The organism is Streptomyces sp. NEAU-174 (genome assembly GCF_052665095.1).
Genome location: NZ_JBQTCE010000008.1, coordinates 340,045 through 365,732, shown reverse-complemented (window position 1 = coordinate 365,732; position 25,688 = coordinate 340,045). Strand labels below are relative to the sequence as shown.

The 25,688-nt window shown below is 71.2% G+C and carries 28 protein-coding genes and 1 pseudogene; 22 read left to right on the top strand and 7 right to left on the bottom strand.

The window, feature by feature from the left end:
* The first annotated feature begins 27 nt into the window (after positions 1 to 27).
* From map to ACT2CW_RS24830, 14 genes are all read left to right on the top strand, one after another.
* The gene (map, locus tag ACT2CW_RS24895; protein ID WP_445518326.1) at positions 28 to 864 is read left to right on the top strand and encodes a type I methionyl aminopeptidase; all 837 of its coding nucleotides are present in this window, start codon (positions 28 to 30) and stop codon (positions 862 to 864) included.
* 163 nt (positions 865 to 1,027) lie between these two features.
* Positions 1,028 to 1,249, top strand: a complete 222-nt coding sequence (gene infA, locus ACT2CW_RS24890) for a translation initiation factor IF-1 (protein ID WP_003956442.1) — start codon at positions 1,028 to 1,030, stop codon at positions 1,247 to 1,249.
* A 28-nt stretch (positions 1,250 to 1,277) separates the two neighbouring features.
* Complete coding sequence (gene rpmJ, locus ACT2CW_RS24885; RefSeq protein ID WP_003956441.1) at positions 1,278 to 1,391, top strand: 50S ribosomal protein L36; 114 nt, start codon at positions 1,278 to 1,280, stop codon at positions 1,389 to 1,391.
* A gap of 196 nt (positions 1,392 to 1,587) precedes the next feature.
* Positions 1,588 to 1,968, top strand: coding sequence for a 30S ribosomal protein S13 (gene rpsM, locus ACT2CW_RS24880; protein WP_009715861.1), 381 nt, complete (start codon positions 1,588 to 1,590; stop codon positions 1,966 to 1,968).
* Positions 1,969 to 2,036: 68 nt separating this feature from the next.
* Entirely contained in the window at positions 2,037 to 2,441 is a 405-nt protein-coding gene (gene rpsK / locus ACT2CW_RS24875) for a 30S ribosomal protein S11 (RefSeq protein ID WP_009715860.1), read from the top strand.
* 28 nt (positions 2,442 to 2,469) lie between these two features.
* Positions 2,470 to 3,096: a 30S ribosomal protein S4 gene (rpsD, locus tag ACT2CW_RS24870; RefSeq protein ID WP_037952907.1), complete on the top strand. Its 627-nt coding sequence runs from the start codon at positions 2,470 to 2,472 to the stop codon at positions 3,094 to 3,096.
* A gap of 105 nt (positions 3,097 to 3,201) precedes the next feature.
* Positions 3,202 to 4,224, top strand: coding sequence for a DNA-directed RNA polymerase subunit alpha (locus ACT2CW_RS24865; protein WP_009715858.1), 1,023 nt, complete (start codon positions 3,202 to 3,204; stop codon positions 4,222 to 4,224).
* A gap of 114 nt (positions 4,225 to 4,338) precedes the next feature.
* Positions 4,339 to 4,866: a 50S ribosomal protein L17 gene (gene rplQ / locus ACT2CW_RS24860; protein ID WP_445518325.1), complete on the top strand. Its 528-nt coding sequence runs from the start codon at positions 4,339 to 4,341 to the stop codon at positions 4,864 to 4,866.
* Between the two features lie 85 nt (positions 4,867 to 4,951).
* Positions 4,952 to 5,818 (top strand): tRNA pseudouridine(38-40) synthase TruA, encoded by an 867-nt coding sequence (gene truA, locus ACT2CW_RS24855; protein ID WP_037952912.1) that lies wholly within the window; start codon positions 4,952 to 4,954, stop codon positions 5,816 to 5,818.
* 199 nt (positions 5,819 to 6,017) lie between these two features.
* Complete coding sequence (locus ACT2CW_RS24850) at positions 6,018 to 6,896, top strand: STAS domain-containing protein (RefSeq protein WP_164436229.1); 879 nt, start codon at positions 6,018 to 6,020, stop codon at positions 6,894 to 6,896.
* On the top strand, positions 6,893 to 7,303 hold the full coding sequence (locus tag ACT2CW_RS24845; protein WP_138914396.1) for an STAS domain-containing protein: 411 nt from the start codon (positions 6,893 to 6,895) through the stop codon (positions 7,301 to 7,303). Before ACT2CW_RS24850 ends, ACT2CW_RS24845 begins: the two co-directional genes overlap by 4 nt.
* The gene (locus ACT2CW_RS24840; RefSeq protein WP_164436231.1) at positions 7,287 to 7,766 is read left to right on the top strand and encodes an anti-sigma regulatory factor; all 480 of its coding nucleotides are present in this window, start codon (positions 7,287 to 7,289) and stop codon (positions 7,764 to 7,766) included. The genes ACT2CW_RS24845 and ACT2CW_RS24840 overlap by 17 nt, the downstream gene beginning before the upstream one ends.
* Entirely contained in the window at positions 7,763 to 8,782 is a 1,020-nt protein-coding gene (locus ACT2CW_RS24835; protein WP_445518324.1) for a SpoIIE family protein phosphatase, read from the top strand. Before ACT2CW_RS24840 ends, ACT2CW_RS24835 begins: the two co-directional genes overlap by 4 nt.
* Positions 8,779 to 9,987, top strand: coding sequence for a PP2C family protein-serine/threonine phosphatase (locus ACT2CW_RS24830; RefSeq protein WP_445518323.1), 1,209 nt, complete (start codon positions 8,779 to 8,781; stop codon positions 9,985 to 9,987). The genes ACT2CW_RS24835 and ACT2CW_RS24830 overlap by 4 nt, the downstream gene beginning before the upstream one ends.
* Here the strand turns inward: ACT2CW_RS24830 and ACT2CW_RS24825 are convergent.
* The gene (locus ACT2CW_RS24825) at positions 9,981 to 10,508 is read right to left on the bottom strand and encodes a hypothetical protein (protein ID WP_445518322.1); all 528 of its coding nucleotides are present in this window, start codon (positions 10,506 to 10,508) and stop codon (positions 9,981 to 9,983) included. The genes ACT2CW_RS24830 and ACT2CW_RS24825 overlap by 7 nt on opposite strands.
* Before the next feature lie 99 nt (positions 10,509 to 10,607).
* Positions 10,608 to 12,707, bottom strand: coding sequence for a glycosyltransferase family 4 protein (locus ACT2CW_RS24820; RefSeq protein WP_445518321.1), 2,100 nt, complete (start codon positions 12,705 to 12,707; stop codon positions 10,608 to 10,610).
* 240 nt (positions 12,708 to 12,947) lie between these two features.
* Here ACT2CW_RS24820 and ACT2CW_RS24815 point away from each other — a divergent pair, with 240 nt between their 5' ends.
* The gene (locus ACT2CW_RS24815) at positions 12,948 to 13,757 is read left to right on the top strand and encodes a hypothetical protein (protein WP_445518320.1); all 810 of its coding nucleotides are present in this window, start codon (positions 12,948 to 12,950) and stop codon (positions 13,755 to 13,757) included.
* A 43-nt stretch (positions 13,758 to 13,800) separates the two neighbouring features.
* On the opposite strand, the gene ACT2CW_RS24810 is transcribed toward ACT2CW_RS24815, so the two are convergent.
* Positions 13,801 to 14,667, bottom strand: a complete 867-nt coding sequence (locus ACT2CW_RS24810) for a hypothetical protein (protein ID WP_164436243.1) — start codon at positions 14,665 to 14,667, stop codon at positions 13,801 to 13,803.
* 371 nt (positions 14,668 to 15,038) lie between these two features.
* On the opposite strand from ACT2CW_RS24810, the gene rplM reads away from it, so the two are divergent.
* The 3 genes from rplM (at position 15,039) to glmM (ending at position 17,526) form a co-directional block, all read left to right on the top strand.
* Complete coding sequence (gene rplM / locus ACT2CW_RS24805; RefSeq protein ID WP_020869230.1) at positions 15,039 to 15,482, top strand: 50S ribosomal protein L13; 444 nt, start codon at positions 15,039 to 15,041, stop codon at positions 15,480 to 15,482.
* A gap of 41 nt (positions 15,483 to 15,523) precedes the next feature.
* Complete coding sequence (gene rpsI, locus ACT2CW_RS24800) at positions 15,524 to 16,027, top strand: 30S ribosomal protein S9 (RefSeq protein ID WP_037952927.1); 504 nt, start codon at positions 15,524 to 15,526, stop codon at positions 16,025 to 16,027.
* Positions 16,028 to 16,167: 140 nt separating this feature from the next.
* Complete coding sequence (gene glmM, locus ACT2CW_RS24795; RefSeq protein ID WP_164434374.1) at positions 16,168 to 17,526, top strand: phosphoglucosamine mutase; 1,359 nt, start codon at positions 16,168 to 16,170, stop codon at positions 17,524 to 17,526.
* Positions 17,527 to 17,736: 210 nt separating this feature from the next.
* On the opposite strand, the gene ACT2CW_RS24790 is transcribed toward glmM, so the two are convergent.
* Both ACT2CW_RS24790 and coaA read right to left on the bottom strand, forming a co-directional pair.
* Positions 17,737 to 18,657, bottom strand: coding sequence for a DUF389 domain-containing protein (locus ACT2CW_RS24790; protein ID WP_445518319.1), 921 nt, complete (start codon positions 18,655 to 18,657; stop codon positions 17,737 to 17,739).
* Between the two features lie 13 nt (positions 18,658 to 18,670).
* On the bottom strand, positions 18,671 to 19,681 hold the full coding sequence (gene coaA, locus ACT2CW_RS24785) for a type I pantothenate kinase (RefSeq protein ID WP_037952933.1): 1,011 nt from the start codon (positions 19,679 to 19,681) through the stop codon (positions 18,671 to 18,673).
* A gap of 95 nt (positions 19,682 to 19,776) precedes the next feature.
* Here coaA and glmS point away from each other — a divergent pair, with 95 nt between their 5' ends.
* Positions 19,777 to 21,624 carry a glutamine--fructose-6-phosphate transaminase (isomerizing) gene (gene glmS / locus ACT2CW_RS24780; RefSeq protein ID WP_182467823.1) on the top strand — a complete coding sequence of 616 codons (1,848 nt, stop codon included), beginning with the start codon at positions 19,777 to 19,779 and terminating at the stop codon, positions 21,622 to 21,624.
* A 37-nt stretch (positions 21,625 to 21,661) separates the two neighbouring features.
* Complete coding sequence (locus ACT2CW_RS24775; protein ID WP_445518318.1) at positions 21,662 to 22,030, top strand: holo-ACP synthase; 369 nt, start codon at positions 21,662 to 21,664, stop codon at positions 22,028 to 22,030.
* Between the two features lie 277 nt (positions 22,031 to 22,307).
* On the opposite strand, the gene ACT2CW_RS24770 is transcribed toward ACT2CW_RS24775, so the two are convergent.
* Positions 22,308 to 22,964 carry a TetR/AcrR family transcriptional regulator gene (locus tag ACT2CW_RS24770; protein WP_445518317.1) on the bottom strand — a complete coding sequence of 219 codons (657 nt, stop codon included), beginning with the start codon at positions 22,962 to 22,964 and terminating at the stop codon, positions 22,308 to 22,310.
* Positions 22,965 to 23,010: 46 nt separating this feature from the next.
* Here ACT2CW_RS24770 and ACT2CW_RS24765 point away from each other — a divergent pair, with 46 nt between their 5' ends.
* Together ACT2CW_RS24765 and ACT2CW_RS24760 are read left to right on the top strand one after the other, a co-directional pair.
* Positions 23,011 to 23,757 (top strand): SDR family NAD(P)-dependent oxidoreductase, encoded by a 747-nt coding sequence (locus ACT2CW_RS24765; protein WP_445518316.1) that lies wholly within the window; start codon positions 23,011 to 23,013, stop codon positions 23,755 to 23,757.
* Positions 23,758 to 23,823: 66 nt separating this feature from the next.
* Positions 23,824 to 24,038 (top strand): annotated as a pseudogene (locus ACT2CW_RS24760) (PLP-dependent aminotransferase family protein); the annotation flags it as partial.
* A 139-nt stretch (positions 24,039 to 24,177) separates the two neighbouring features.
* Here the strand turns inward: ACT2CW_RS24760 and ACT2CW_RS24755 are convergent.
* Positions 24,178 to 25,641 (bottom strand): NAD(P)H-hydrate dehydratase, encoded by a 1,464-nt coding sequence (locus ACT2CW_RS24755; protein WP_445518315.1) that lies wholly within the window; start codon positions 25,639 to 25,641, stop codon positions 24,178 to 24,180.
* Between the last annotated feature and the right edge of the window lie 47 nt (positions 25,642 to 25,688).

The window sequence follows — 25,688 nt, the reverse complement described above, 5'->3', positions numbered from 1 at the left end:
CCAGAGACTGACCCGGAAGGCACCCCCATGGTGGAGATCAAGACTCCCGAGCAGATCGCGAAGATGCGTGAGGCGGGACTGGTCGTCGCCGCCATCCACGAGGCGACGCGGGCGGCGGCCGTCCCCGGCGCCAGCACCAAGGACCTGGACGACGTCGCCCGTAAGGTCATCGCCGACCACGGCGCCAAGTCGAACTTCCTGGGGTACGGCGGCTTCCCCGCCACCATCTGCACCTCGGTGAACGACATCGTGGTGCACGGCATCCCGGACCGGGAGACCGTCCTCAGGGACGGCGACATCATCTCCATCGACGCGGGCGCGATCGTGGACGGCTGGCACGGCGACGCCGCCTTCACCGCCTTCGTGGGCACCGGTCACGCCCCGGAGCTGTACGAGCTGAGCCGGGTCACCGAGGAGTCGATGTGGGCCGGGATCGCGGCGGTCCGCAAGGGCAACCGGCTGATCGACATCTCCAAGGCGATCGAGGGCTACATCCGCCGCCAGCCCCGCCCGGCCTCCGGCAAGTACGGGATCATCGAGGACTACGGCGGCCACGGCATCGGCACCCAGATGCACATGGACCCGCATCTGCTGAACTACGTCTCCAAGAAGCGCGGCAAGGGCCCCCGGCTGGTCTCCGGCTTCTGTATCGCGATCGAGCCCATGGTGAGCCTGGGCACCGCGAAGACGCATGTGCTGGCCGACGACTGGACGGTCAAGACGGACGACGGCACCTGGTCCAGCCACTGGGAGCACTCGGTCGCGCTGACCGATGAGGGCCCGCTGGTGCTGACCGCCGTGGACGGCGGCAAGGCCAAGCTGGCCGAGCTGGGCGTGGAGACCGCGCCCGACCCGCTGGCCTGACGATCTCCGTCCGAGATCTCCGTGGGCATAAAGATCTCAAAATCGGGGCATGATGCCCCGGATTCGTGTTTCGGGATGCCCTGACGTAGACTGACACGTCGGCTCTCGCCTGCCCTCCCGCATGCCGTGAGCCGATCAAGGTAGCCGATCCCGAAAGCAGGACATGGCCAAGAAGCAAGGCGCCATCGAAATCGAGGGCACCGTGATCGAGTCTCTGCCGAACGCGATGTTCAAGGTGGAGCTTCAGAACGGTCACAAGGTCCTCGCGCACATCAGCGGCAAGATGCGTATGCACTACATCCGCATCCTGCCCGATGACCGGGTGGTCGTGGAGCTGTCTCCGTACGACCTCACGCGCGGACGGATCGTCTACCGCTACAAGTAGATCTCACGACCCGGAGAACCTCACACCCATGAAGGTCAAGCCGAGCGTCAAGAAGATCTGCGACAAGTGCAAGGTGATCCGCCGCCACGGCCGGGTCATGGTCATCTGCGACAACCTGCGCCACAAGCAGCGCCAGGGCTGACGCACACCGGCCGGAATCCTGCACCACTCGCAGTATCTTCGCGCGACGTCATAACTTTGCGTACATACGCAGTCACCCGTTCCCGCCTCGCGGGGACGACACCCCCGGTCGGAGGCCGGGGACCCGGGAGCCGTTCCGTACGGCGGCCGGGAGTGGTGCTGCGGAAGACCTCCGACAACCATCTGGAGCCAGATTCATGGCACGCCTCGCAGGCGTTGATCTCCCGCGCGAAAAGCGCGTCGAGGTCGCCCTCACCTACGTCTTCGGCATCGGTCGCACCCTTGCCCAGCAGACGCTCGCCAACACCGGTGTGAACCCGGACACCCGCGTTCGCGACCTGGCCGAAGAGGACCTGGTCAAGATCCGCGAGTACGTGGACAACAACATCAAGACCGAGGGTGACCTCCGTCGCGAGATCCAGGCCGACATCCGCCGCAAGGTCGAGATCGGCTGCTACCAGGGTCTGCGCCACCGCCGCGGCCTTCCGGTCCACGGCCAGCGCACGTCGACCAACGCCCGCACCCGCAAGGGCCCGCGTCGCGCGATCGCCGGCAAGAAGAAGCCGGGCAAGAAGTAGTCCGCACCGGACGCTGACAAGCGGTCCGAGCTGTAGGACCGACCACCTCCACGGGAGATTTCAAGAGAATGCCTCCGAAGAGCAGGACGGCCGGCGCCAAGAAGGTGCGCCGCAAGGAAAAGAAGAACGTCGCCCACGGGCACGCTCACATCAAGAGCACGTTCAACAACACCATCGTCTCGATCACGGACCCGACCGGGAACGTGATCTCTTGGGCCTCGGCCGGCCACGTCGGCTTCAAGGGCTCGCGCAAGTCCACTCCGTTCGCCGCGCAGATGGCCGCCGAGTCGGCCGCCCGCCGCGCGCAGGAGCACGGCATGCGCAAGGTCGACGTGTTCGTCAAGGGTCCGGGCTCCGGCCGTGAGACCGCGATCCGCTCGCTCCAGGCCACCGGCCTGGAGGTGGGCTCGATCCAGGACGTCACTCCGACTCCGCACAACGGATGCCGCCCGCCCAAGCGTCGGCGTGTCTGACCGGCTGAAGTAGGAGACAACAGAAACAATGGCGCGTTACACCGGGGCCGACTGCAAGCGTTGCCGTCGGGAGAAGCAGAAGCTCTTCCTCAAGGGGAGCAAGTGCGAGAGCGCGAAGTGCCCGATCGAGATCCGTCCTTACCCCCCGGGTGAGCACGGTCGCGGGCGCACCAAGGACAGCGAGTACCTCCTTCAGCTCCGTGAGAAGCAGAAGGCGACCCGCATCTACGGTGTCCTTGAGAAGCAGTTCCGTGGTTACTACGCGGAGGCGAACAAGAAGTCCGGCAAGACCGGTGAGAACCTTCTTCGCATCCTCGAGACCCGCCTCGACAACGTGGTCTACCGGGCCGGCTTCGCCAAGTCCCGCGACCACGCCCGTCAGCTGGTCCGCCACGGCCACATCAACGTGAACGGTGTCAAGACCGACATTCCGTCGGCCCGGGTCACCGTGAACGACATCATCGAGGTTCGTCCGAAGTCCCGGACCCTGACCCCCTTCCAGGTGGCTCAGGCCGAGGCCGGCGAGCGCACCGTGCCGGCGTGGCTGGAGGCCATTCCGTCGCAGCTGCGGATCCTCGTGCACTCCATGCCCGAGCGCCAGGTGATCGACACCCAGGTGCAGGAGCAGCTCATCGTCGAGCTCTACTCGAAGTAGTAGACCGAGGCGATTACGGGCGGTACGCGCCGTTCGGTGCGTACCGCCCGTACCATTGAAGGGTTCGGCGTCAAATAGCGGGCGCCGAAGACTGGAGGCAATTCCATGCTGATCGCTCAGCGTCCCTCGTTGACCGAAGAGGTCGTCGACGAGTTCCGCTCCCGGTTCGTGATCGAGCCGCTGGAGCCGGGCTTCGGCTACACCCTCGGAAACTCCCTGCGTCGTACGCTCCTCTCCTCGATCCCCGGTGCGGCGGTCACGTCCATCCGGATCGACGGGGTCCTGCACGAGTTCACCACCGTGCCGGGCGTCAAGGAGGACGTCACCGACCTGATCCTCAACATCAAGCAGCTGGTCGTCTCCTCGGAGCACGACGAGCCGGTCGTGATGTACCTGCGCAAGCAGGGCCCGGGTCTGGTCACCGCCGCCGACATCGCGCCGCCGGCCGGTGTCGAGGTGCACAACCCCGACCTGGTCCTGGCCACGCTGAACGGCAAGGGCAAGCTGGAGATGGAGCTGACCGTCGAGCGCGGTCGCGGCTATGTCTCCGCCGTGCAGAACAAGCAGGTCGGCCAGGAGATCGGCCGGATCCCGGTCGACTCGATCTACTCGCCGGTGCTCAAGGTCACCTACAAGGTCGAGGCGACCCGTGTCGAGCAGCGCACCGACTTCGACAAGCTGATCGTCGACGTCGAGACCAAGCAGGCCATGCGGCCGCGTGACGCCATGGCGTCGGCCGGTAAGACCCTGGTCGAGCTGTTCGGCCTGGCCCGCGAGCTGAACGTGGACGCCGAGGGCATCGACATGGGCCCGTCCCCGACGGACGCCGCCCTCGCCGCCGATCTGGCGCTGCCGATCGAGGAGCTCGAGCTCACCGTTCGTTCGTACAACTGCCTCAAGCGCGAGGGCATCCACTCCGTGGGTGAGCTCGTGGCGCGGTCCGAGGCGGACCTGCTCGACATCCGCAACTTCGGCGCCAAGTCGATCGACGAGGTCAAGGCGAAGCTGGCCGGTATGGGCCTGGCGCTCAAGGACAGCCCGCCCGGATTCGACCCGACCGCCGCGGCGGACGCCTTCGGGGCCGACGACGACGCGGACGCGGGTTTCGTGGAGACCGAGCAGTACTAGAACCTGCTGGTCCGCTGTGGCTGAGGCGTTGTCCTCAATCGCCGGACGGGCTGGATTTTGTCCACTGACACCGGTACCTGATACGGCCGGTGCAGACACCTAGGAGATAGACCAATGCCGAAGCCCACCAAGGGCGCCCGTCTGGGCGGCAGCGCTGCGCACGAGCGGCTCCTGCTGGCGAACCTCGCCACCGCGCTGTTCGAGCACGGCCGGATCACCACCACCGAGGCAAAGGCCCGCCGCCTGCGCCCGGTGGCGGAGAAGCTGGTCACCAAGGCGAAGAAGGGCGACCTTCACAACCGCCGTCTGGTGCTCCAGACCATCCGTGACAAGAGCGTCGTGCACACCCTCTTCACCGAGATCGGGCCGCGCTACGAGAACCGGCCGGGTGGCTACACCCGCATCACCAAGATCGGTAACCGTCGTGGCGACAACGCCCCGATGGCGGTCATCGAGCTGGTCGAGGCGCTGACCGTGCAGCAGGAGGCGGTCGGCGAGGCCGAGGCCGCCACCAAGCGGACCGCCAAGGACGCTGCCGGTGACCAGGCCGTCGCGGACCTCAAGAAGGAGGCCCCGGCTGCCGAGGCCACCGAGGCTCCGGCCGAGGCCGAGGCCGAGGCCGAGGAGTCGAAGGACGCCTGAGGCGTTCCGACGGCTTTCGTCGTACGGACGGGCCCGCCCCCAGATCCTGGGAGCGGGCCCGTTCCGCATGGAGAGGAACGGCCAAGTGAGTGACGAGGCGGCGCCCGGTTTCGTACGGGTCCGGCTGGATCTGAGTTACGACGGCAAGGACTTCTCGGGCTGGGCCAAGCAGCGCGAGCGGCGCACCGTACAGGGCGAGCTGGAGAGCGCGCTGCGGACGGTGACGCGCTCCGCGGAGACCTTCGAGCTGACCGTCGCGGGCCGCACCGACGCGGGGGTCCACGCCCGCGGCCAGGTGGCGCACGTGGATCTGCCCGAGGAGCTGTGGGCCGAGCACCGGGACAAGCTGCTGCGGCGGCTGGCCGGCCGGCTGCCCCATGACGTACGGGTCTGGCAGGTCGCCGAGGCCCCGTCCGGGTTCAACGCCCGCTTCTCCGCGATCTGGCGGCGCTATGCCTACCGGGTCACCGACCACCCCGGCGGGGTCGATCCGCTGCTGCGCGGCCATGTGCTGTGGCACGACTGGCCGCTGGACGTGGACGCCATGAACGCGGCCTCGATACGGCTCCTGGGCGAGCACGACTTCGCCGCGTACTGCAAGAAGCGCGACGGCGCCACCACCATCCGCACCCTCCAGCGGCTGGACTGGGTGCGCGGGGCGGACGGCGTGATCACGGCCACGGTGCGGGCGGACGCCTTCTGCCACAACATGGTGCGCTCGCTGGTGGGCGCGCTGCTCTTCGTCGGCGACGGGCACCGCCCCCCGGACTGGCCCGCCAAGGTGCTCTCCGCCGGGCTGCGCGACTCCGCCGTCCATGTCGTACGGCCCCATGGCCTGACCCTGGAGGAGGTCGGCTACCCGGCCGACGGCCAACTCGCGGCCCGTAACCGGGAGTCCCGCAACAAGCGCTCCCTGCCCGGCGCGACGGCGATCGGTTCCGGCTGCTGCTGAGGCGTGGGGTGGGTGTGGTCGGGCGATCACGGGGTACTCGCCACGCGCATCGTGTGCGAACGGCGGGCATCGTGTGCGAACGGCGGGACGAGAACAGGTCACGACGGGGCGGCGATCGGCATGATGCGGCTTCCGGGGCCCCCGGAAGATCGATAAAATTTGCCAACCGACCACGGTCGCCGACCGCGAAGGGAACCGCGTGACTACCAGCGAGGCCGCTGTGCGCGAGCGCCTGACCAGGGCGCTCCATGAACGCGGCGAGGAGATCGCCGATCGCTGGGTCGAGCTGCAAATGGAGCAGGCACTGCTCGACACCGACATCGGGGAGGCCGAACTCCGCGAGGAGGCCGACGCCTTGATCGAGGCGCTGGTCCCGGGACTCCAGAGCGGGACGCCGGTGGACCGCGTGGTGACCTCGAGCCCGGGGCTGCACGAGGCCGTGGTCGGGCTTTCGCTGCGCCGGGCGCGGGCCGGGGCCACCCCGACGGCGACCTCGCTCGCGGTGCTCGCGCTCAAGGAGGCGCTGCTGAAGGCGGTGCAGCGGGACACCCGGGACGCCGAGGAGCTGTTCGCCTCGGCCGTCTTCATGAACCGGCTGCTCGATGTGGCCGGGGCGCTGTCCTTCGAGACATATGTGGAGGGCCGGGAGGAGATCATCCGCCGGCAGAGCCAGCAGCTGATGGAGCAGTCGACGCCGGTGGTGCGGCTGTGGCGGCAGGTGCTGGCCGTGCCGCTGATCGGCACGCTGGACACCGCCAGGACCCAGGTGGTGATGGAGAATCTGCTCCAGGCCATCCAGGACCATGAGGCGCTGGTCGCGATCATCGACATCACGGGTGTGCCGACGGTGGACACCGCCGTCGCCCAGCATCTGATGCAGACCGTGAACGCGGTGCGGCTGATGGGCGCGGACTGTGTGATCAGCGGGGTGCGCCCCTCGATCGCCCAGACCATCGCCCAGCTCGGCATCGATCTGTCCACCATCCTCACGCGGGCGACGCTGGCCGACGCGCTGGCCGCCGCGATCAAGCTGATCGACGGGCCGGGGCCCGACGGTGATGAAGGAGACGGTCGATGACCGGTCATCGCTCGCCCGGCGTTCCGATTCTGCGACTGGGCGACGTCCTGGTCACCGGCCTGCTCAATGAGCTCGACGACCGGACCGCCATCGCCTTCACCGAGGAGCTGACCGAGCGGATCTCGGCCGAGGGCGCCCGCGGGGTGCTCATCGACATCTCCCGGCTGGAGGTCATCGACTCCTTCGTGGCACGGACGCTGATGGAGCTGACCACGGTGGCCCGGCTGCTGGGGGCGCGGGTGATCGTGGCCGGGATGCGGCCGCCGGTGGCGATCACCCTGGTGGAGCTGGGGATCGAGCTCGTCGGCGTGGAGACCGCACTCAATCCGGAGCAGGGCATGGCCGCGCTGGGGTGGCGACAGGCCCCACAGCCCCTGGAAGGGGCCCGACGTGGCACTCCCCGGTGAATCCATCCTCGCCTCCCGCGGGGCCAAGAGGTCCACGCGGTCCGATGGCCGGCGCCCGCCCGCGCCGGCCTCGTACCCGGTGCGCACGGAGGAGGACCTGCTGACGGTCCGCCACGCGGTGCGCGCGGCCACCGTCGAGGTGGGCTTCGGCCTGGTGGACCAGACCCGTGTGGTCACGGCCGCCAGCGAACTCGCCCGTAACGCCTATGTCCACGGGGGCGGCGGTACGGTGACCCTGGAGTATCCGCGCGATCCCCGGGGACGGCGGGGGCTGCGGCTGGTCGTCAAGGACGAGGGGCCGGGGATCGCCGACCTCGACGTGGCGCTCACCGACGGCTTCACCACCGGCTCGGGCCTGGGCCACGGGCTGGGCGGCGCCCGGCGGTTGATGGACGAGTTCTCGGTGCGCACCGGCCCGGGTGAGGGCACGGTGGTGGTCGCCACTCGCTGGACGGTCCGGTGACCGATACGTTCACGGCGCCCACCGTCCAGGTGCGCGTCGACCACCGCAGCGCCGTGCAGCTGGCCGCCGAGGCGGCGCGTGGGGTGGCCCGGGAGTGCGGGCTGCCGGGGGCGCTGCCCGACCAGGCGGCGGTGATCGCCTCGGAGCTGGCGACCAACCTGGACAAGCACGCCGGCGACGGCACGCTCTACGTCCAGCCGCTGCCGCTGGGCCACGGGGTGGAGATCCTCGCCGCCGACCGCGGCCCCGGTATGCACGACCTCGAGCGCTGTCTGGCGGACGGCTACACCACCTCCGGAACGCTGGGGATCGGGCTCGGCGCCGTCAAGCGGATGGCGACCCACTTCCAGATGCGCAGCGCCGGCGGCGGCCACGCGGGCACCTGGGCCTGCGCCCGGCTCACCGCGTCGGGCGAACAGCGGCCGGAGTGGCAGGGGGTGGGCGCGGTCTGTCTGCCCGCCGAGGGGGAGGAGGGCTGCGGCGACGCCCGCGCGATCGTCGACACGGACTCCGCCCGCACCGCGGTCGTCCTGGACGGTCTCGGCCACGGGCAGCCGGCCGCCGAGGCGGCCCAGGCGGCGCTGCGGACCTTCCACGCCGACCCCGACCGGCCGCTGCCGGAGGTGCTCACCCGGATGAACCGGGCCCTGCGGCACACCCGGGGGGCCGCCGCGGGCGTATTGCGGCTGTACGCCGAGCACGCCGACTACTGCGGTATCGGCAACATCCGCGCCCTCGCCCTGACCCACGACCGGGTCCGGCACCGGCTGACCGGGCAGCCCGGTATCGTCGGCTGGGGGATGCCCACCCCCCGCGTCCACGGCTTCCCGCTGCCCCGGGGCGGTACGGCGGTGCTGCACAGCGACGGCATCGACGCCCGCTGGTCGCTCGACCCGCCCCCGTCCGTGCTCCGCCTCCCGCCGCCCCTGTTGTCCGCCGCACTCGCCCATGGCCATCGCCGCGTCCGCGACGACGCCACGGTGCTCGCGGCCAGGTCCCCCTTAAGGCTTCCATGACGACGAGGAACCTCACCTGCGCCACGACGGCGGGGCTCAGCCGGGCCGTTCGGGCGCTGGCCCGGGAGCACGCCCTGGACCCCGCGGTCCGGGCGCGCCTTGTGCTGTCCGCCGCCGAGGCCGCCGGGGCGGCGCTGCGGGCCGGGGAGGAGACGGGCCTCACCTGGGCGTACGACCCGGCCGAGGGGCTGCTCACGGTGGGCCTGCGGACCCCGGGCGACACGGGTCCGGTGGCGGCGGATCTCCCGATGGCCCCCGACGAGGTGACCGAGGGCGAGGTGGTCTGGCGCCTCCCGGCGTCACCCCCAACCGACGCCGCGGACGAGGCGCCCGGCGAGGACGCCCTGGCCGCGGAGGAGCTGCGCGCGGTCGTGGCCGCCGCCGACGCCCTCACCTCCGAGCACCGCCGGCTCAAGGACGAACTCGCGGAGACCAACAGCGGGGTGCTCGCCCTCTACGTCCAGCTCGACGAGCGGGACAAGCAGTTGCGCACCGCGCACGGCCAGACCCTGCGGGAGCTGGAGGACGCGCTGCGCCCGGCGCCCATCAAGGCCGACGGCCTCGAACTCGCCGTGCACTACGAACCGGCCGGCACCGACGCGCCGACCGGCGGGGATCTGTACGACTGGTTCGTGCTGCCCGACGGCACCGTCCACATCACCATCGTGGACGCCCTGGGCCATGGGGTGACCAGTACGCGCAGCGCGCTCAACGTCACCCACGCGGTGCGCACCCTGGCCCTGGAGGGCCACCGGCTCGAGTCGATCGTGGGCCGCACCGACGAGATCCTGCGCCCCTTCGACCGGTCCGTGATGGCCACCGTGCAGCTCGCCCGGATCGATCCGGCCTCAGGTGAGCTGTGGCTGGCCAATGGGAGCCATCCGCCGGCCCTGCTGCTGCGCCGCGACGGGACGGCCCGGTATCTGGAGGCCCGGGGGCGGGGGATCGGCTTTCCGCTGCCCGGCAGCGAGACCCCGCTGACCGAGCGGCTGGCCCCCGGGGACCTCCTCCTGCTCTACACCGACGGTCTCACCGAGAGCCGCCGGGACCCGATCGAGGGCGAGAAGCGCCTGATCGAGGCCGCGCACAAACATCTGCAAAGCCCGACGGAGGAGGTCCCCGGCGCCATCGCGGAGGATATGCACACGGTGATCCTGCATCCGGATGACACCCTCGCGCTGGCGGTGCGGCTCACCGGTCAGTGATCGGCGGCCGGGCCGAGGCGCTGCCGCGGGATACGGCCCCGCCGGAGGTCCCGCTGACGGGGGACCGGAGGCGGGAGCGGCCGCTCGTCCTGCGGCTGGGCACGGACCAGCTGCTCGAACAGGGGACGCGCCGCGACCAGCGCCTCCCGCATCCGCTCCGTGGCCGTCTCGCCCTCGTGCACCCGCTCCGCCATGGTGTGCAGCCGGCGGTAGCCCTCGATCTCCTCGGGGTGACGGACGGACAGCGCGTCCGTCCGCTTCTCCTCGGACTCGGCCGGATAGCCGCGGTCCACGGCCAACGCGCCCAGCAGCCGGTCGGCTTCGCGCAGGGCCCATCCGGGGGAGTCCACGAACCGCTCCTGCAAGCCCGCCCACCGTGCCGCGTACTGCTCCCTGGCTTCCGAGGGCAGGCTTCGGACCGGCAGCTCGCCCTTGCGGCCCTGCCGCACCGAGGGGGCGATCACAAGACCGGCCATGGCGGCCAGTGCCGCCAGCAGGATGATGAGCGTGACAGTTGACATCGCTGTGCCTTCCGCAGAGATTTTCCTCGCTCGAGGCTGGTATCACCGAGTGTTACCGGTGATCTGGGCGGCAAACACGGCACCTTCGGACCGAGCCCCTCAATTCCCTGTGGTGACGGAGATGATGGCGAGGTCACCGGTGCGGGTGAGGTGAGGGCGAACACCGTGAGTGATCGGGAAGAGGTCCGTTTTGTCGCGGTCCACGATGTCGCCGACGATGCGTCCGACCCGGATCGGGGTCCCGCCCCGGGCGGACTTTTGGAGCGTCAGGGTCCAGCCGGCGGCGTCCCCTTCGCCGCCATGGGCCGCCCGGATCCGCTCGTACGGCACGGTGAAGCGGAACCGTCCGCCGTCGAGCGCCGTGACCCCGGTGAGGAACGGGCGGGCCGGACCCCTGGACGGGGTGGCCACCGCGGTCGGGGCGGCGTCGGGCCCGAATCGCGCCCCGTGCAGGGTCCCTTCGACGGCGATCCCCTCGGCGTCCAGGCGGATCACCCGGGCCTCGGCGTGGGCCGGGCGCCGCCAGGCGCGCAGCGCGAGATAGCCGTCGACGGTGGAGTACGGGATCCACCAGGTGAACGGGGAGCCGGGCAGCGGCTCCAGGTCCAGCAGCCCGCGCCCCTCGGCGAAGCGGCAGCCGACCCGGCGGCGCACCCCGTCGGAGGGGCGGACCACATGCAGATCCCAGCGGCCCTCGTCGAGGTCGAGCGTCGCCCGGTCGAGCGTGGCCGTCCAGGGCGCGGACGGCGCGCCGCCGACCGGGGGCAGCAGCGGTACGCGGAACGGGGGCTCGTCGCTCTTGCGGCGGGTGACGGTCAGTTCGAGCTCGCCGCCGTGCAGACCGGCGGGCTCCAGCAGCACCGCCAGATTGCCCTCGGCGGTGACCCGGCAGGACGCGACGGGCCGCAGGGGCTTGCGGATCAGCTGCTTGACCGCGCCCTTGAGGGTGCCGGTCAGCGGCGCTCCGGCCGGCCGGGCCCGTAGCGGCGCGGCCACCCGGCGCCGGTGGGCCGGTGCCGCGGTGCCGCGGGCGGTGTGGAGCTCCTCGATCAGCCGCTCGTAACCGGCCGCCACGCGCTCGGGTGCGTAGCGCTCCGCCGCGATCCGGGCCGCCGCGCCCATCGAGCGGCGCAGTTCGTCGTCCTCGATCAGGGTCAGCAGCCCCTTGGCGATCCCGTCCGCGTCGCCGACCGGCACCAGCAGTCCGTCCCGGCCATCGGTGATGATCTCGCCAGGACCGTGCGGGCAGTCGGTGGCGACCACGGGCACCCCGCAGTGCATCGCCTCGACGATCGTCATGCCGAACGACTCCTCGCGGGAGGTGACGGCGGCGATCGCGCCCTTGGCCCACTCGGTCTCGATGGGCGAGTGGGCGCCCATCAGGGTGATGTGACCGGACAGCCCGAGCTCGTCGATCTGGCGGCGCAGCGCGGGGAGTTGGGGGCCGCGGCCGTAGATGCGCAACCGCCAGTCGGGGTGTTTGGCGGCCACCTTCTCCCACGCGGCCACCAGCAGGTCGTAGCGCTTGACGGGGATCAGCCGGCCCGCGGCCACGACGAGTTTGGCGCGGCCGTCGGAGGGCTCGATCCCGGTGGCGGGCACCCCGTTGGGCAGGGCGGTCAACCGGGTGGTGACACCGGGGAGATGGGCCCGGTGGGTGGCCGCGTCGGCCTCGGAGACGGAGGTGTACGCGTCGAGGTGGGGGATGGCGGCGTCGCAGGCGGCGCGGATCTCGGCGCGGTGGGTGCCGTAGAGGCGGTGCTCCTGGCCGATCCGCAGAAAGCGGCGGGTCCGGCCGAGCGCGGCGAGGTAGATGACCAGTCCGGGGCGGGTGGCGATGACGACATCGGCGTCGGTGCGGTCGAGGTACTCGGCGACGCGCTCGTCGGTGAGCGCGTTGAAGTTGGTGGTGCCCCTGGCCTCGGCGGCGGGGATGTGGGCGCTGGGCCGGGTCAGCAGCGGATGGCCGAGGTCGGCGGCGCGGCGCCCGGCGTGCGGCTGGTTCTCGTGGGGGCGCAGGTCGATCAGGGGTCTGAGCCGCACGGCGGGGTGCAGGGGGAGGTTCGGGGTGTCGATGGTGCGGATCAGGGAGACGATCTCCACGGTGTGGTGGGCGGCGAGCGCCCCGGCCACATTGAAGGTCGACCGGATGGTTCCGCCGATGCCATAGGCGTTGTGGAGCAGGAAAGAAATCTTCATGGTGATGTACGTGCGGCGGGGCTGAACTGCCGCGACGTGCCCTCCCCTCCGAGGCTGAGCCGGTATGGACCGGTCGGTCGATAAGACTGGCTGGGGCCGCGAAGGTTGCTTATGCGTGTGGTGATATGGGATCCACCACATTCGGAAAAGGGATTACAACCTTCCCCGGGGTCTGGGAGTCTGCGGGGTGTCCGTGCGGTGGCCGTACGGGCCCGATACCGACCAGGGGTGGACAGAGAAATGAACGACTCCGGTGCGAAGCGGACCGTGGGTGCGGCCATCGCGGTGGTGGCGGCGCTCGGGCTGATGACCGGATGCGGCAGCGACTCCGGCGACGGCAAGGCGGACGGCGCCAAGCAGGCGGGCAGCGCCGAGCAGGGCGACGGCGCCAAGCAGGACGACGGCGCTTCGCGGGGGGACGAGGCCGCGAGCTCAGACCCGGACGCGAAGCCGCTGTCCGCGTCCGCCCTGGAGCGGGCCGCCCTGACCAAGGGCGAGGTCAAGGGGGTCGAGGTGCAGAAGATGACGGACAAGGAGGTCAGCGAGGGCGGCTCGGCCAAGACCGGCAAGGCCGCGTGCCGGCCGATGGCCGCGCTGATGGGGAGCCGGTACGACCCGGCGCCCAAGGCCAGCGTCCACCGCGCCTACGCCACCGACCTCACCAAGGCGAAGGTCGGCTCCACCGGCCTGATCCGGATCTCCTCCTACGGGCCGGGCGACGCCGAGCGCACGGTGAAGGACCTGCGCGAGGCCGTCACCGCCTGCCGGGGCGGCTTCCCCGCCGAGGACGGCTCGGGCGGGAAGGCGGACGTCAAGAAGGTGACACCGCTGGACGCGCCCAAGGCCGGGGACGAGGCGGTGTCCTTCAGCCTGCATGACGCGGGCAAGGAGAAGGCCGTCATCAAGTTCACGGTCGTGCGGACCGGGCCGCAGGTGACCGTGTTCTTCGGGGTGAACATCGCCGACCCGGCGAAGTCCGAGATCCCGGCCGGGCTGGTGGACGCCCAGGTGGCGAAGGTGGCGAAGGCCACGAACGGCGCCGCGTCCTGAGCCCGACGGGCCCGGGCCCGGGCCTTCCGCCCGCGGCCCGGTCTCAGTTGGTGGCGGAGGCGGCCGAGGCGGCCTCCGCCGACGCCTGGGCGTTGCCCCGGGCCAGGATCCGGCGGAAGGTGTAGTCGGCCACATCGCGGCCGGCCTGGAGGGTGGCGGTGTCCGACGACGTGACCGCCTTCCCCGACGTATAGCCGGAGATCGTGAAGTAGGCGTACCGCCCGATCGCGTTCGCCGAGCTCTGGCAGGCCGTCCGGCGGCAGAAGGTCGGCACGCCCCCGCCCGAGAGCGAGGCGATGTTCGGCTTGTACCCGTCCTTGGCCTTCTCGGCCGCCGCCTTGCCGTCGAAGACGGCGACACCGATCGTCACCGCGACGCCGTCCCGAGTGAAGGTGGCCCGCAGCAGCTTGCGGCAGCCGTTGTTCACCAGGACCGGGCCGAGCGCCCCCTGGGTCGCGGCCGAGCAGCTGGTGGTCGAGGCGGACGCCGCCTTGGTGTACGACCGGTCGTCCTTCGTGGCGCGCTTGTCGGGGAAGAGGCTGCCCGCGCTCAGCGGAGCCTTGTCCCGCCGGGCGCTGGAGATGATGTCCAACGGCTTCGGCGGCGCGGGCGGGGCCACATTGGAGAAGGACGGCTCGGGCGTCGCCGACTCGCTGGGCAGGTCCGGCTGGGTCGGCAGCCCACCGGCCGAATCGCCGCCCCCGTTGTCCTTGTGCCCGCTGCTGACCACGGCGGTGGCGACGATCGCGGCGACGGCCGCCGTCGCCAGCGCCCCGCCCCCGATGAAGAGCAACTTGCGGCGGCGGTTGCGCGCGGCCGACTGATCGGCGAGCGCCGCCCAGTCCGGCGTCGACGGCTGAGGCGCCTGAGAACCCCCGGGCCCGTAAGGCCCCCCTTGCCCAAAGCTCATGGCGCGCATCTTAGACCGGCCGAGTGACAGCATGGACCCACCGGCGGCTGCCATGAGGCGGCATTACCCGGCGCGAGGCCCCGGCGTCTTCCGCCCCACCCCGGCCCGCAGGCGGCGCGGGGGCGTTTTGACCCGGGTGGGGGCGGGCCGGTATTCTGCCAGTTCGTTATGCGTATTGGCTTGCTCGTTCTCACGTGAGAGGCCGTTACGCCGGTCCACCGGGCCGATGACCAGCGGCAAGCACTCGGCATGCGTCACCGAGGTGCGGCCACGGCTGTCGTGATCGTCCGGGTGGCCTTGTCCGGACCTGTCACCCCGGCCCTCGCGGGCCCGGGGAGACTTCACTCACTGAAGAAGCGAAGGCTACGACCGTGCGTACGTACAGCCCCAAGCCCGGCGACGTTCAGCGTCAGTGGCATGTCATCGACGCCACCGACGTGGTTCTGGGCCGTCTGGCCACCCAGGCCGCCACCCTTTTGCGGGGCAAGCACAAGCCGGTGTACGCGCCGCATGTCGACGCTGGTGACTTCGTCATCATCATCAACGCCGACAAGGTGCACCTCTCCGGCAACAAGCGGACCCAGAAGATGGCGTACCGCCACTCCGGCTACCCGGGTGGTCTGCGCTCCATCCGCTATGACGAGCTGCTGGAGAAGAACCCGGAGAAGGCCGTCGAGAAGGCCATCAAGGGCATGCTCCCCAAGAACACCCTGGGCCGTCAGATGCTCTCGAAGCTGAAGGTGTACTCGGGCGACCAGCACCCGCACGCCGCTCAGCAGCCCGTTCCGTTCGAGATCACCCAGGTCGCGCAGTAGTCCCGGCCACCCCTTACGACGAAGAGAATCTGAGGAGCATCGTGGCCGAGACCACCGCCGAGACCCCCCTCGATGTCGAGGAGTACACCACCGAGAGCGTTGAGACGGTCGAGTCGGAGTACACCTCCGAGTCGCTCGCTTCCCGCTTCGGTGACCCGCAGCCCGCCGCTGGCACCGGCCGCCGCAAGAACGCCGTGGCGCGTGTCCGCATCGTGCCGGGCAGCGGGCAGTGGAAGATCAACGGTCGTACTCTCGAAGAGTACTTCCCCAACAAGGTCCACCAGCAGGAAGTCAACGAGCCCTTCAAGGTGCTCGAGCTGGACGACCGCTACGACGTCATCGCCCGCATCTCGGGCGGCGGCGTCTCCGGCCAGGCCGGGGCGCTGCGTCTGGGCATCGCCCGGGCGCTGAACGAGGCGGACGTGGACAACAACCGCGGCCCCCTCAAGAAGGCCGGCTTCCTGACCCGTGACGACCGCGCCACCGAGCGTAAGAAGGCCGGTCTGAAGAAGGCCCGCAAGGCGCCGCAGTACAGCAAGCGCTGACGCCCATCGCGGCACCGCTGCTTCACCCGAACGCCCCGGCGGCACCACCTGTGCCTCCGGGGCGTTCGGCTATCGCCACCGGGGGGCGTATACCTACAAGCAAGCTTCTGCCCCCCAGCTCGTAACTTCGGAGGACACCAGTGGGACGACTCTTCGGTACGGATGGTGTGCGCGGCGTCGCGAACGCCGATCTGACGGCTGAGATGGCGCTCGGCCTGTCGGTAGCGGCGGCGCATGTGCTCGCCGAGGCGGGAACCTTCGAGGGCCATCGGCCGGTGGCGGTGGTCGGGCGGGATCCGCGAGCGTCCGGGGAGTTCCTGGAGGCCGCCGTGGTGGCGGGGCTGGCCAGTGCCGGGGTGGACGTACTGCGGGTCGGCGTGCTGCCCACGCCGGCCGTCGCGCATCTGACCGGGGCGCTGGACGCGGACCTCGGGGTGATGCTCTCCGCGAGCCACAACCCGATGCCCGACAACGGCGTCAAGTTCTTCGCCCGCGGCGGCCACAAGCTGGCCGACGAGCTGGAGGACCGCATCGAGACCACCTACCGCGCCCATGCCTCCGGTGAGCCGTGGGACCGGCCGACGGGCACCGGGGTGGGCCGGGTCCGGGACTACGACGAGGGCTTCGACGCCTATGTGGCCCATCTGGTCGGCGTCCTCCCCAACCGGCTCGACGGCCTCAAGGTCGTCATCGACGGGGCGCACGGCGCGGCCGCCCGGGTCTCCCCGGAGGCGTTCGCGCGCGCCGGGGCCGAGGTCGTGACGATCGGCACCGACCCGGACGGGCTCAACATCAACGACGGCTACGGCTCCACCCACCTCGCCCGCCTCCAGGCGTCCGTCGTGGAGCACCGGGCCGACCTCGGCATCGCCCACGACGGGGACGCCGACCGCTGTCTCGCGGTGGACGCGGCGGGCCGCGAGGTCGACGGCGACCAGATCCTCGCCGTCCTGGCCCTGGCCATGCGCGAGGCGGGCCGGCTGCGCGGTGACACGGTGGTCGGCACCGTGATGTCCAACCTCGGCTTCAAGCTGGCCATGAAGCGGGAGGGCGTCGAGCTGGTCCAGACGGCGGTCGGGGACCGCTATGTGCTGGAGGAGATGAAGTCCCACGGCTACGCCCTGGGCGGCGAGCAGTCCGGGCACGTGATCGTCCTCGACCACGCCACGACGGGCGACGGCACCCTCACCGGCCTGCTGCTCGCGGCCCGCGTCGCCGCGACCGGCCGCACCCTGGCCGACCTCGCGGCCGTCATGGAGCGGCTGCCGCAGGTGCTGGTCAACGTCCCCGACGTGGACAAGTCCCGGGTCGCCTCCAGCGCGGACGTGGCCGCGGCCGTCGCCGAGGCCGAGCGCGAGCTGGGCGAGACCGGCCGGGTCCTGCTCCGCCCCTCGGGCACGGAGCCGCTGGTGCGGGTCATGGTCGAGGCCGCCGACATCGAGCAGGCCCGCTCGGTCGCCGGCCGCTTGGCGGACGCGGTGAAATCGGCTCTGGGCTAGGGCCGCTCTCCGAGCCCGAGGGCGCCTCGGTCCTGGTCCCTCCGCCGGACCCTGGATCTTCCAGCCCCTCCAGGGGGCACCTCCCAGCGGTAGCTGGGGGAGATTGAGGAGCGGGGCCCAGGGGCGGAGCCCCAGCGGGGGCCGGGGCCGGGCCCCGCCACGCGGCGGAGCCGCATATCGACGCCGCGGGAAGGGGCGGGGTGGGGGAACCTACCCCCGCCGCCCCCACAACGCCTTCTGCACCAGCAGCGTCAACGTCCCCGCCACCACGATCCCCACCAAATTCAGCAGCAGCTGCTCCGTCGACCCCCACATCTGGTCGATCTCCCCATACCCGAGCGCCACCGCCGCATTGGCCGCCGCCGGCACCGTGGTCACCGAGATCGCCACACCCACCAGCGCCCCGGACTTCGCCGAGGTCAGCGACAGCGTCCCGGCGATCCCCGCGAGCACGGCCACCACGAACGAGAACATGTCCGGCTTCCAGATGAAGTCCGTGTTCGGCCGGGCACGCTCCAGCATGTCCTTGCCGAAGAGGCCCACCGCGTCCATCGCGACGCTGAAGCCGGTGGTCAGCGCCATCGCCGCCGCGAACCCGACCAGCAGCGCGATCGCCGAGCGGGCGGCCAGCCGCGGCGCGCGCCGCACCAGCGCGGTGCACAGCCCGGCCAGCGGCCCGAACTCGGGGCCGACCGCCATCGCACCGACGATCAGGATCGCGTTGTCCAGCACCACACCGCACGCCGCGATCATCGTCGCGATGACGAGGAAGGCGAGATAGGTCACCGAGAGCGTGGACTCCTCGTGGGTGGCGTCCGCCAGGTGCTCCCACAGGACCGCGTCCGCGCCCTCGCCGGGCGCCTCCTCCTCCGCCTTGTCGGCGCGCCTGGACAGCGACAGGTCGATGTTCTCCACCGCGATCGAGCCGGCCTCGTCAAGGCCCAGCTCCCGCAGGTCGCCCAGCAGTGCGTCCCCGGCCTCGCGCGCCACGTCGCACATGACGACGTCCCCCGCGGGGTTGCGGGCGGCACCCGGCAGCACCACCAGATGGGTGGTGCCCACCGTCTTCTCGATCGTGCGCACCACGCCCTCGGTGCGGTCGGCGGGGACGATCAGCCTCACGTGCAGCATGGCCCGACGCTCCTCACAGCTTGCGCAGGGACAGCCGCTGCACCTTGTGATCCGGCCCCTTGCGGAGCACAAGCGTGGCCCGCCCCCGCGTGGGCTGCACATTCTGCTTCAGATTCGGCTTGTTGATGGTCCGCCAGATCATCCGCCCGTAGTCCAGCGCCTCCTCCTCCGAGACCTGGGTGTACTTGCGGAAGTACGAGGACGGGTCCTGGAAGGCCGTCTCCCGCAGCTTCTTGAAGCGGCCCAGGTACCAGCGCTCGATGTCCTCGGTCCTGGCGTCCACGTACACGCTGAAGTCGAAGAAGTCCGCGAGCCCCACCCGGGTCAGCCCGTCCTTGCCCGGCAGCGCGGGCTGGAGCACATTGAGCCCCTCGACGATGAGGATGTCGGGGCGGTGCACGGTCAGCCGCTCGTCCGGCACGATGTCGTAGATCAGGTGGGAGTAGACCGGCGCCGACACCTCCGCCCGGCCCGCCTTCACATCGGCGACGAAGCGGGTCAGCGCCCTGCGGTCGTAGCTCTCGGGGAACCCCTTGCGGGACATCAGCCCACGGCGCCGCAGCTCGTCGTTGGGGTACAGAAAGCCGTCGGTGGTGATCAGCTCCACCCGCGGATGCTCGGGCCAGCGGGCCAGCAGCGCCTGGAGCAGCCGCGCGGTGGTCGACTTCCCGACCGCGACGCTCCCCGCCACGCCGATCACGAACGGCGTACCGGGCTGGGCCCCGTTGCCCCGCTTGGTGTCGCCCAGGAAGGTGTTGAGCGCGCCGCGCAGATTGCCGGTGGCGGCGACGTAGAGGTTGAGCAGCCGGGACAGCGGCAGATAGACATCCCGCACCTCATCGAGGTCGATGACATCGCCGAGCCCCCGCAGCTTCTCGACCTCGTCGGCGGTCAGCGGCAGTGGCGTCTTGTCCCGCAGCGCACTCCACTCGGCACGGGACAGATCCACATACGGAGTCGCCTCGCCGCCCCGCCGCTGCGGGCCGCGCACGGTGCGCGCATCGCGCGCGGTTGACGTGATCACCCTCTCATTGTCGTGGCAGGGACCAGCCGAGTGAGCGGTGTTGGGGCGTGGGGTCGGTCACCCCGGGCCGGGGCCCGGGGTCGTACGCTGCGTCCATGTGCGGAATCGTTGGTTATGTGGGAGGGCAGTCGGCCCTCGATGTCGTCCTCGCCGGGCTCAAGCGGCTGGAGTACCGCGGCTATGACTCGGCGGGCGTCGCCGTGCTGGCCGACGGTGGGCTGGCGGCGGCCAAGAAGGCGGGCAAGCTGGGCAACCTGGAGAAGGAGCTGGCCGACCGCCCGCTGCCCACCGGGGGCACCGGCATCGGCCACACCCGTTGGGCCACCCACGGCGGCCCGACCGACGCCAACGCCCATCCGCACCTGGACAACGCGGGCCGGGTCTCCGTCGTCCACAACGGCATCATCGAGAACTTCGCCGCGCTCCGCGCCGAGCTGGCCGAGCGCGGCCATGAGCTGGCCTCCGAGACCGACACCGAGGTCGTGGCGCATCTGCTGGCCGAGTCGTTCTCGTCCTGCGGCGACCTCGCCGAGGCGATGCGGCAGGTGTGCCGCCGGCTGGAGGGCGCGTTCACGCTGGTCGCGGTGCACGCGGACGCGCCCGATGTGGTGGTCGGGGCGCGCCGTAACTCGCCGCTGGTCGTCGGCGTCGGCGAGGAGGAGGCGTTCCTCGCCTCCGATGTCGCCGCCTTCATCGCCCACACCCGCGAGGCCATCGAGCTGGGCCAGGACCAGGTCGTGGAGGCCCGCCGGGACGGTGTGACCGTCACCGACTTCGAGGGGGCACCGGCCGAGGTCCGCCCGTACCACGTGGACTGGGACGCCTCCGCCGCCGAGAAGGGCGGCTACGACTACTTCATGCTCAAGGAGATCGCCGAGCAGCCGAAGGCCGTCGCGGACACCCTGCTCGGCCGGATCGACCTGGCCGGGAACCTCTGCCTGGACGAGGTGCGCATCCCGGCCTCGGTGCTGCGCGAGGTCAGCAAGGTCGTGATCGTGGCGTGCGGCACCGCGTACCACGCGGGCATGATCGCCAAGTACGCCATCGAGCACTGGACCCGGATCCCCTGCGAGACGGAGCTGGCCAGCGAGTTCCGCTACCGCGACCCCATCCTGGACCAGCGGACGCTGGTGATCGCCATCTCGCAGTCCGGCGAGACCATGGACACCCTGATGGCGCTGCGGCACGCCCGTGAGCAGGGCGCGAAGGTGCTGGCCATCTGCAATACGAACGGCTCCACGATTCCGCGCGAGTCGGACGCGGTGCTCTACACCCACGCCGGTCCCGAGGTGGCCGTCGCCTCCACCAAGGCGTTCCTCACCCAGCTGGTGGCCTGCTACCTGGTGGCCCTGTACCTGGGCCAGGTGCGCGGCACCAAGTGGGGCGACGAGATCCTCTCCGTGATCCGCGAGCTGTCGGAGATCGCCACCCAGGTGGACGAGGTCCTGGAGACCATGGAGCCGGTACGGGAGCTGGCCCGCACCCTGGCCGACAAGAACACCGTGCTGTTCCTCGGGCGGCATGTCGGCTTCCCGGTCGCCCTGGAGGGCGCGCTCAAGCTCAAGGAGCTCGCGTACATGCACGCGGAGGGCTTCGCGGCGGGCGAGCTCAAACACGGGCCGATCGCGCTGATCGAGCAGGATGTGCCGGTCGTGGTGGTCGTGCCGTCGCCGCGCGGGCGTTCCGTCCTTCACGACAAGATCGTCTCCAATATCCAGGAGATCCGGGCCCGGGGTGCCCGCACCATCGTGATCGCCGAGCGCGGCGACGAGACGGTGGCCCCGTACGCCGACCACCTCATCGAGATCCCCGCCACGCCCACGCTGCTCCAGCCGCTGGTCGCGACCGTGCCGCTCCAGGTCTTCGCGTGCGAGCTGGCGACGGCGCGCGGCAATGAGGTCGACCAGCCGAGGAACCTGGCGAAGTCGGTGACGGTCGAGTGAGCGGTCGGACCGGTCGAGTTCCTCGTCGAGCGACGCCGTGATCATCGGCGTCGGCATCGACGTCGCCGAGATCGACCGCTTCGAGGACGCGCTGCGGCGCACCCCCGGCATGGCGGACCGCCTGTTCATCGAGCGCGAGCTGTGGCTGCCGAGCGGGGAGCGCCGCGGCATGGCCTCCTTGGCCGCCCGCTTCGCGGCCAAGGAGGCCCTGGCCAAGTCCCTGGGCGCCCCCGGCGGCCTCCGCTGGACCGACGCCGAAATCCTCACCGAACCGACCGGCCGCCCCCGCCTCTCGATCCGCGGCACGGTCGCGGTGTGCGCGGAGCGGCTGGGGGTGCGGGGCCTGCATGTCTCGCTGAGCCATGACGCGGGGGTGGCGTCGGCGGTGGTGATTGCGGAGGGGTGAGGGTCCCGCGGGGCCTGCGGGGTCCGCGGGGTGCGGGTGCGTGGGTGGTGCGCCTGCTGTGCGTGGTGGGTGCCGGGGGCGGGGCCTCCGGGGCGGCGCCCTGGACCGCACATTTACGGCGCCGACGGACGAAGATCGTTGGGTTGGCCGGAGATTGGCGCCACAAATATGCGTGAGCGTCCAGGACACCACCCCTCCGACCCCACCCCCTCCCGCCTCGTCGGCGGCTACCCGCCGGTGGGCGTCATGACTCGTCCTGGCCGCCGTCCTCGTCGGTTCAGTCGCCGGAGTGGTCCGGCAGGAGTTGAGCCGCGAGCGATCGTGCTGTGGCAGTGAGTGTGGCCGTGTCCATCCCGGTCCGGCTCATGAACACGAGCCCTTGTTGCGCGGCCAGGAGGGCCCGCGCCAGTGCGATCGGATCCGCTCCGGCCGGTAGGTCGCCCTCGCGTTGGGCGCGGGCGACGCAGTCACCGATCAGCGCGGTCGACGTCTCGTAGGTGCGGCGGGCGTGGTCGAGGACTTCCGGATCGGCGTTACCGAGTTCGCAGGTGCTGTTGGCCATCAGGCAGCCACGCCGCGTGCCGGCGCCGGTCGGTTCGTCGATCGGTGCCTCAAGGAGCATGCGTAGTGCGTCCAGGGCCCGTGGAGCCTCGGCGAGGGCTTCCCGAAGACGGCCATGGCTGTCGTCGGTGTAGCTGTGCAGCGCCCGGAGGAAGAGCTGACGCTTGTCGCCGAACGCCGCATACAGGCTGCCTTTGCCCAGGCCGCTGACCCGCATCAGGTCTTCCAGCGAGGTCGCGGCGTAACCGGCGTCCCAGAACTGATCACGGACGGCGTTCAGTACCTGCTTCTCGTCGAACGATCGCGGACGTGCCATGCGAACAGGATACGGATTCTTGACCGTGCGGTCCACCATGCTTATGGTGGACCGCACGGTCAAGAACTCCGTGGCACGTTGCACCCAGGGAAGTGGGAAGCACATGGGAAAGCTGGACAACAAGGTGGCGATCGTGACCGGCGGGTCGCGGGGGATCGGGGCGGCGTCGGCGCTGGCGCTGGCTGACGAGGGAGCCGACGTCGCGATCAGCTACTCGTCCTCCGCGGATCAGGCCAAGGCCGTGGTCGCGGAGCTGGAGGCGAAGGGGGTGCGTGCGGCGGCTTTCCAGGCCGACCAGGCGGACGCGACGCAGGCGACGGGCTTGATCCGGCGTGTGGTCGAGCAGTTCGGGAAGCTGGACATTCTGGTCAACAACGCGGCCGCGGGTGGTGGCGGCCTGGTCGACAGCGAGCTCGTCGACCAGGCCGCCATCGAGCGGCAGCTCGCCGTCAACTACACCAGCGTGGTGGCCGCGATCCAGGCGGCGGTGCCGTTGCTGCCCGATGGCGGGCGGATCGTCAACATCAGCTCGGGTGTGGCTACTCGGGCGGGTTTCCAGGGGCTGGCGTACTACACGGGTACGAAGTCGGCCCTCGATGGCTTCAGCCGGGGCGCAGCCCGCGATCTGGCGCACCGGGGCATCACGGTCAACGTCATCCAACCCGGGTTCATCGACACCGAAGCAAACCCCGCCGACGGCCCGGCCGCATCCATGTTCCTTCCGACCACGGCGATGGGGCGGTACGGCAGGCCGGAGGAGATCGCCGCAGGCGTCGTCTTCCTCGCCAGCCCGCAGGCCTCCTACGTCACCGGCGCAGTGCTGAGGATCGACGGCGGATACGGCGCATAGCCCGGCCGTGCAGCTGACAGCGGGCGGCCACGGACGGCGGTGACGGCAGGAGTACGGTCCCCCTCCATGACAGATTCCCGGGCCACTTCTGTCACGCAGTCGTCCGTGGCCGGCGTCGCCCTGCATCTGGAACCGAGCGGATCGGGATTGCGCGCCGGACTCATGGACGCGTTGCGGGAGGCCGCGCGCACCGGGCGGCTCGTGTCGGGCACCCGGCTGCCCTCTCGGCCCGATCCCTTGCCACTGATCTAGGCAAAGCCCGTAACACCGTGGCCGACGCTCGCCCGCACGCTCCTCGATGCGGGAAACGATCAAAATGTGCGGTCCAGGGCGCCGCCCCGGAGGCCCCGCCCCCGGCACCCACCACCCAACCGACCGCGCACCCCAGCAACCACCACGCACCCGCACCCAGCGGACCTCTCAGGCCAGCACGTCCCGCCAGGTGTCCGTCAGTGCCGTTGACACGTCGTACGCCGCGATGGGTGCGCCGTGTGGGGCCGTGGTGCGGCGGGCGGCCAGGCCGTGGAGGTAGGCGCCGACCGAGGCGGCGTCGTGGGCGGGGAGGCCCGTGGCGAGGAGGGAGCCGATCAGGCCGGACAGCACATCGCCGCTGCCCGCCGTGGCCAGCCAGCCGACGCCGGTGGGGTTGACGCGTACTGGCTGGTGCTCGGCGGCGATCAGCGTGGTCGACCCCTTCAGCAGTACGGTCGCGCCGTAGCGCTCGGACAGCGCCCTCACGGCGGCCAGCCGGCCCGCCTCGACCTCCTCGCGGCTCACGCCGAGCAGCGCCGCCGCTTCGCCCGCATGCGGGGTGAGGACCGTGGCCGCCTCGCGTTTGCGCAGGTCACCGCCGGTGGGCAGCAGGTGGAGCCCATCGGCGTCGACCAGGACCGGGACATCGGAGGCGAGGACGTCCTCCAGGGAGTGCCGGGCCGCCGCGCCGTCGCCGAGGCCGGGGCCGACGACCCACGACTGGACCCGGCCCGCCTTGGCCGGGGGCCCGGAGTGGACGAGGGTCTCGGGGAAGCGCGCGATGACCGTGTCGGCGGCGGGGCCGACGTAGCGCACCGCCCCCGCACCGCCCCGCAGCGCGCCCGAGACTGCCAGCACGGCCGCGCCCGGGTAGCGGGCGGAGCCCGCGACCACGCCCACCACGCCGCGCCGGTACTTGTCGCTCTCCGCCGAGGGCCGGGGCAGCATCGCCGCCACGTCCTCGTGTTGCAGCGCCTCCACGTCGGGGTCGGCCGGGAGGTGGGCGTCCAGCCCGATGTCGACCAGTCGCAGGGCGCCCGCGTGGGTGCGGGCGGGGTCGATGAGCAGCCCCGGCTTGTACGCGCCGAAGGTGATCGTGGCGTCCGCGCGCACGGCGGAGCCGCGCACCTCGCCCGTGTCGGCGTCGACCCCGCTCGGCAGGTCCACGGCGACGACGATCCCGCGCACCGCCCGGACCAGCCGCTCCGCGTCGGGCCGCAGCCCGCCCTTGCCGCCGATGCCGACGATGCCGTCGATGACGAGATCGGCGCGGGCCACGGCCGCCTCGGCGGCACCGTTCGCCTCGCTTCCGCCGCCAACGGCGGCCACCCGTCCGCCCGCCGCCCGCAAAGCGGCGAGCCCGCCCCCGTGCGCCCGGTCGGGGTTGAGCAGTACCGCCGTGACGCCCGCGCCGCGGCGGGCCAGTCGGGCGCCGGCGTAGAGCGCGTCGCCGCCGTTGTCGCCGCTGCCGACGAGCAGGGCCACCCGGGAGCCGTACACCCGGCCCAGCAGATCGGCGCACGCGGCCGCGAGCCCCGCCGCCGCGCGCTGCATGAGCGCTCCTTCGGGCAGCCGCGCCATCAGTTCGCGCTCGGCGGCCCGTACGGTCTCGACGCTGTAGGCAATCCTCATGCCCATAGTCTCCCGAACACAGGGCACTCCTTGCGTGGAAGCGAGGC

Excerpts from the sequence above, each read along its gene's own strand:
- map (WP_445518326.1), top strand. The coding sequence starts at position 28 with ATGGTGGAGATCAAGACTCCCGAGCAGATCGCGAAGATGCGTGAGGCG.
- infA (WP_003956442.1), top strand. The coding sequence starts at position 1,028 with ATGGCCAAGAAGCAAGGCGCCATCGAAATCGAGGGCACCGTGATCGAG.
- rpmJ (WP_003956441.1), top strand. The coding sequence starts at position 1,278 with ATGAAGGTCAAGCCGAGCGTCAAGAAGATCTGCGACAAGTGCAAGGTG.
- rpsM (WP_009715861.1), top strand. The coding sequence starts at position 1,588 with ATGGCACGCCTCGCAGGCGTTGATCTCCCGCGCGAAAAGCGCGTCGAG.
- rpsK (WP_009715860.1), top strand. The coding sequence starts at position 2,037 with ATGCCTCCGAAGAGCAGGACGGCCGGCGCCAAGAAGGTGCGCCGCAAG.
- rpsD (WP_037952907.1), top strand. The coding sequence starts at position 2,470 with ATGGCGCGTTACACCGGGGCCGACTGCAAGCGTTGCCGTCGGGAGAAG.
- ACT2CW_RS24865 (WP_009715858.1), top strand. The coding sequence starts at position 3,202 with ATGCTGATCGCTCAGCGTCCCTCGTTGACCGAAGAGGTCGTCGACGAG.
- rplQ (WP_445518325.1), top strand. The coding sequence starts at position 4,339 with ATGCCGAAGCCCACCAAGGGCGCCCGTCTGGGCGGCAGCGCTGCGCAC.
- ACT2CW_RS24845 (WP_138914396.1), top strand. The coding sequence starts at position 6,893 with ATGACCGGTCATCGCTCGCCCGGCGTTCCGATTCTGCGACTGGGCGAC.
- ACT2CW_RS24830 (WP_445518323.1), top strand. The coding sequence starts at position 8,779 with ATGACGACGAGGAACCTCACCTGCGCCACGACGGCGGGGCTCAGCCGG.
- ACT2CW_RS24825 (WP_445518322.1), bottom strand. The coding sequence starts at position 10,508 with ATGTCAACTGTCACGCTCATCATCCTGCTGGCGGCACTGGCCGCCATG.
- ACT2CW_RS24820 (WP_445518321.1), bottom strand. The coding sequence starts at position 12,707 with ATGAAGATTTCTTTCCTGCTCCACAACGCCTATGGCATCGGCGGAACC.
- ACT2CW_RS24815 (WP_445518320.1), top strand. The coding sequence starts at position 12,948 with ATGAACGACTCCGGTGCGAAGCGGACCGTGGGTGCGGCCATCGCGGTG.
- ACT2CW_RS24810 (WP_164436243.1), bottom strand. The coding sequence starts at position 14,667 with ATGAGCTTTGGGCAAGGGGGGCCTTACGGGCCCGGGGGTTCTCAGGCG.
- ACT2CW_RS24790 (WP_445518319.1), bottom strand. The coding sequence starts at position 18,657 with ATGCTGCACGTGAGGCTGATCGTCCCCGCCGACCGCACCGAGGGCGTG.
- glmS (WP_182467823.1), top strand. The coding sequence starts at position 19,777 with ATGTGCGGAATCGTTGGTTATGTGGGAGGGCAGTCGGCCCTCGATGTC.
- ACT2CW_RS24765 (WP_445518316.1), top strand. The coding sequence starts at position 23,011 with ATGGGAAAGCTGGACAACAAGGTGGCGATCGTGACCGGCGGGTCGCGG.
- ACT2CW_RS24755 (WP_445518315.1), bottom strand. The coding sequence starts at position 25,641 with ATGAGGATTGCCTACAGCGTCGAGACCGTACGGGCCGCCGAGCGCGAA.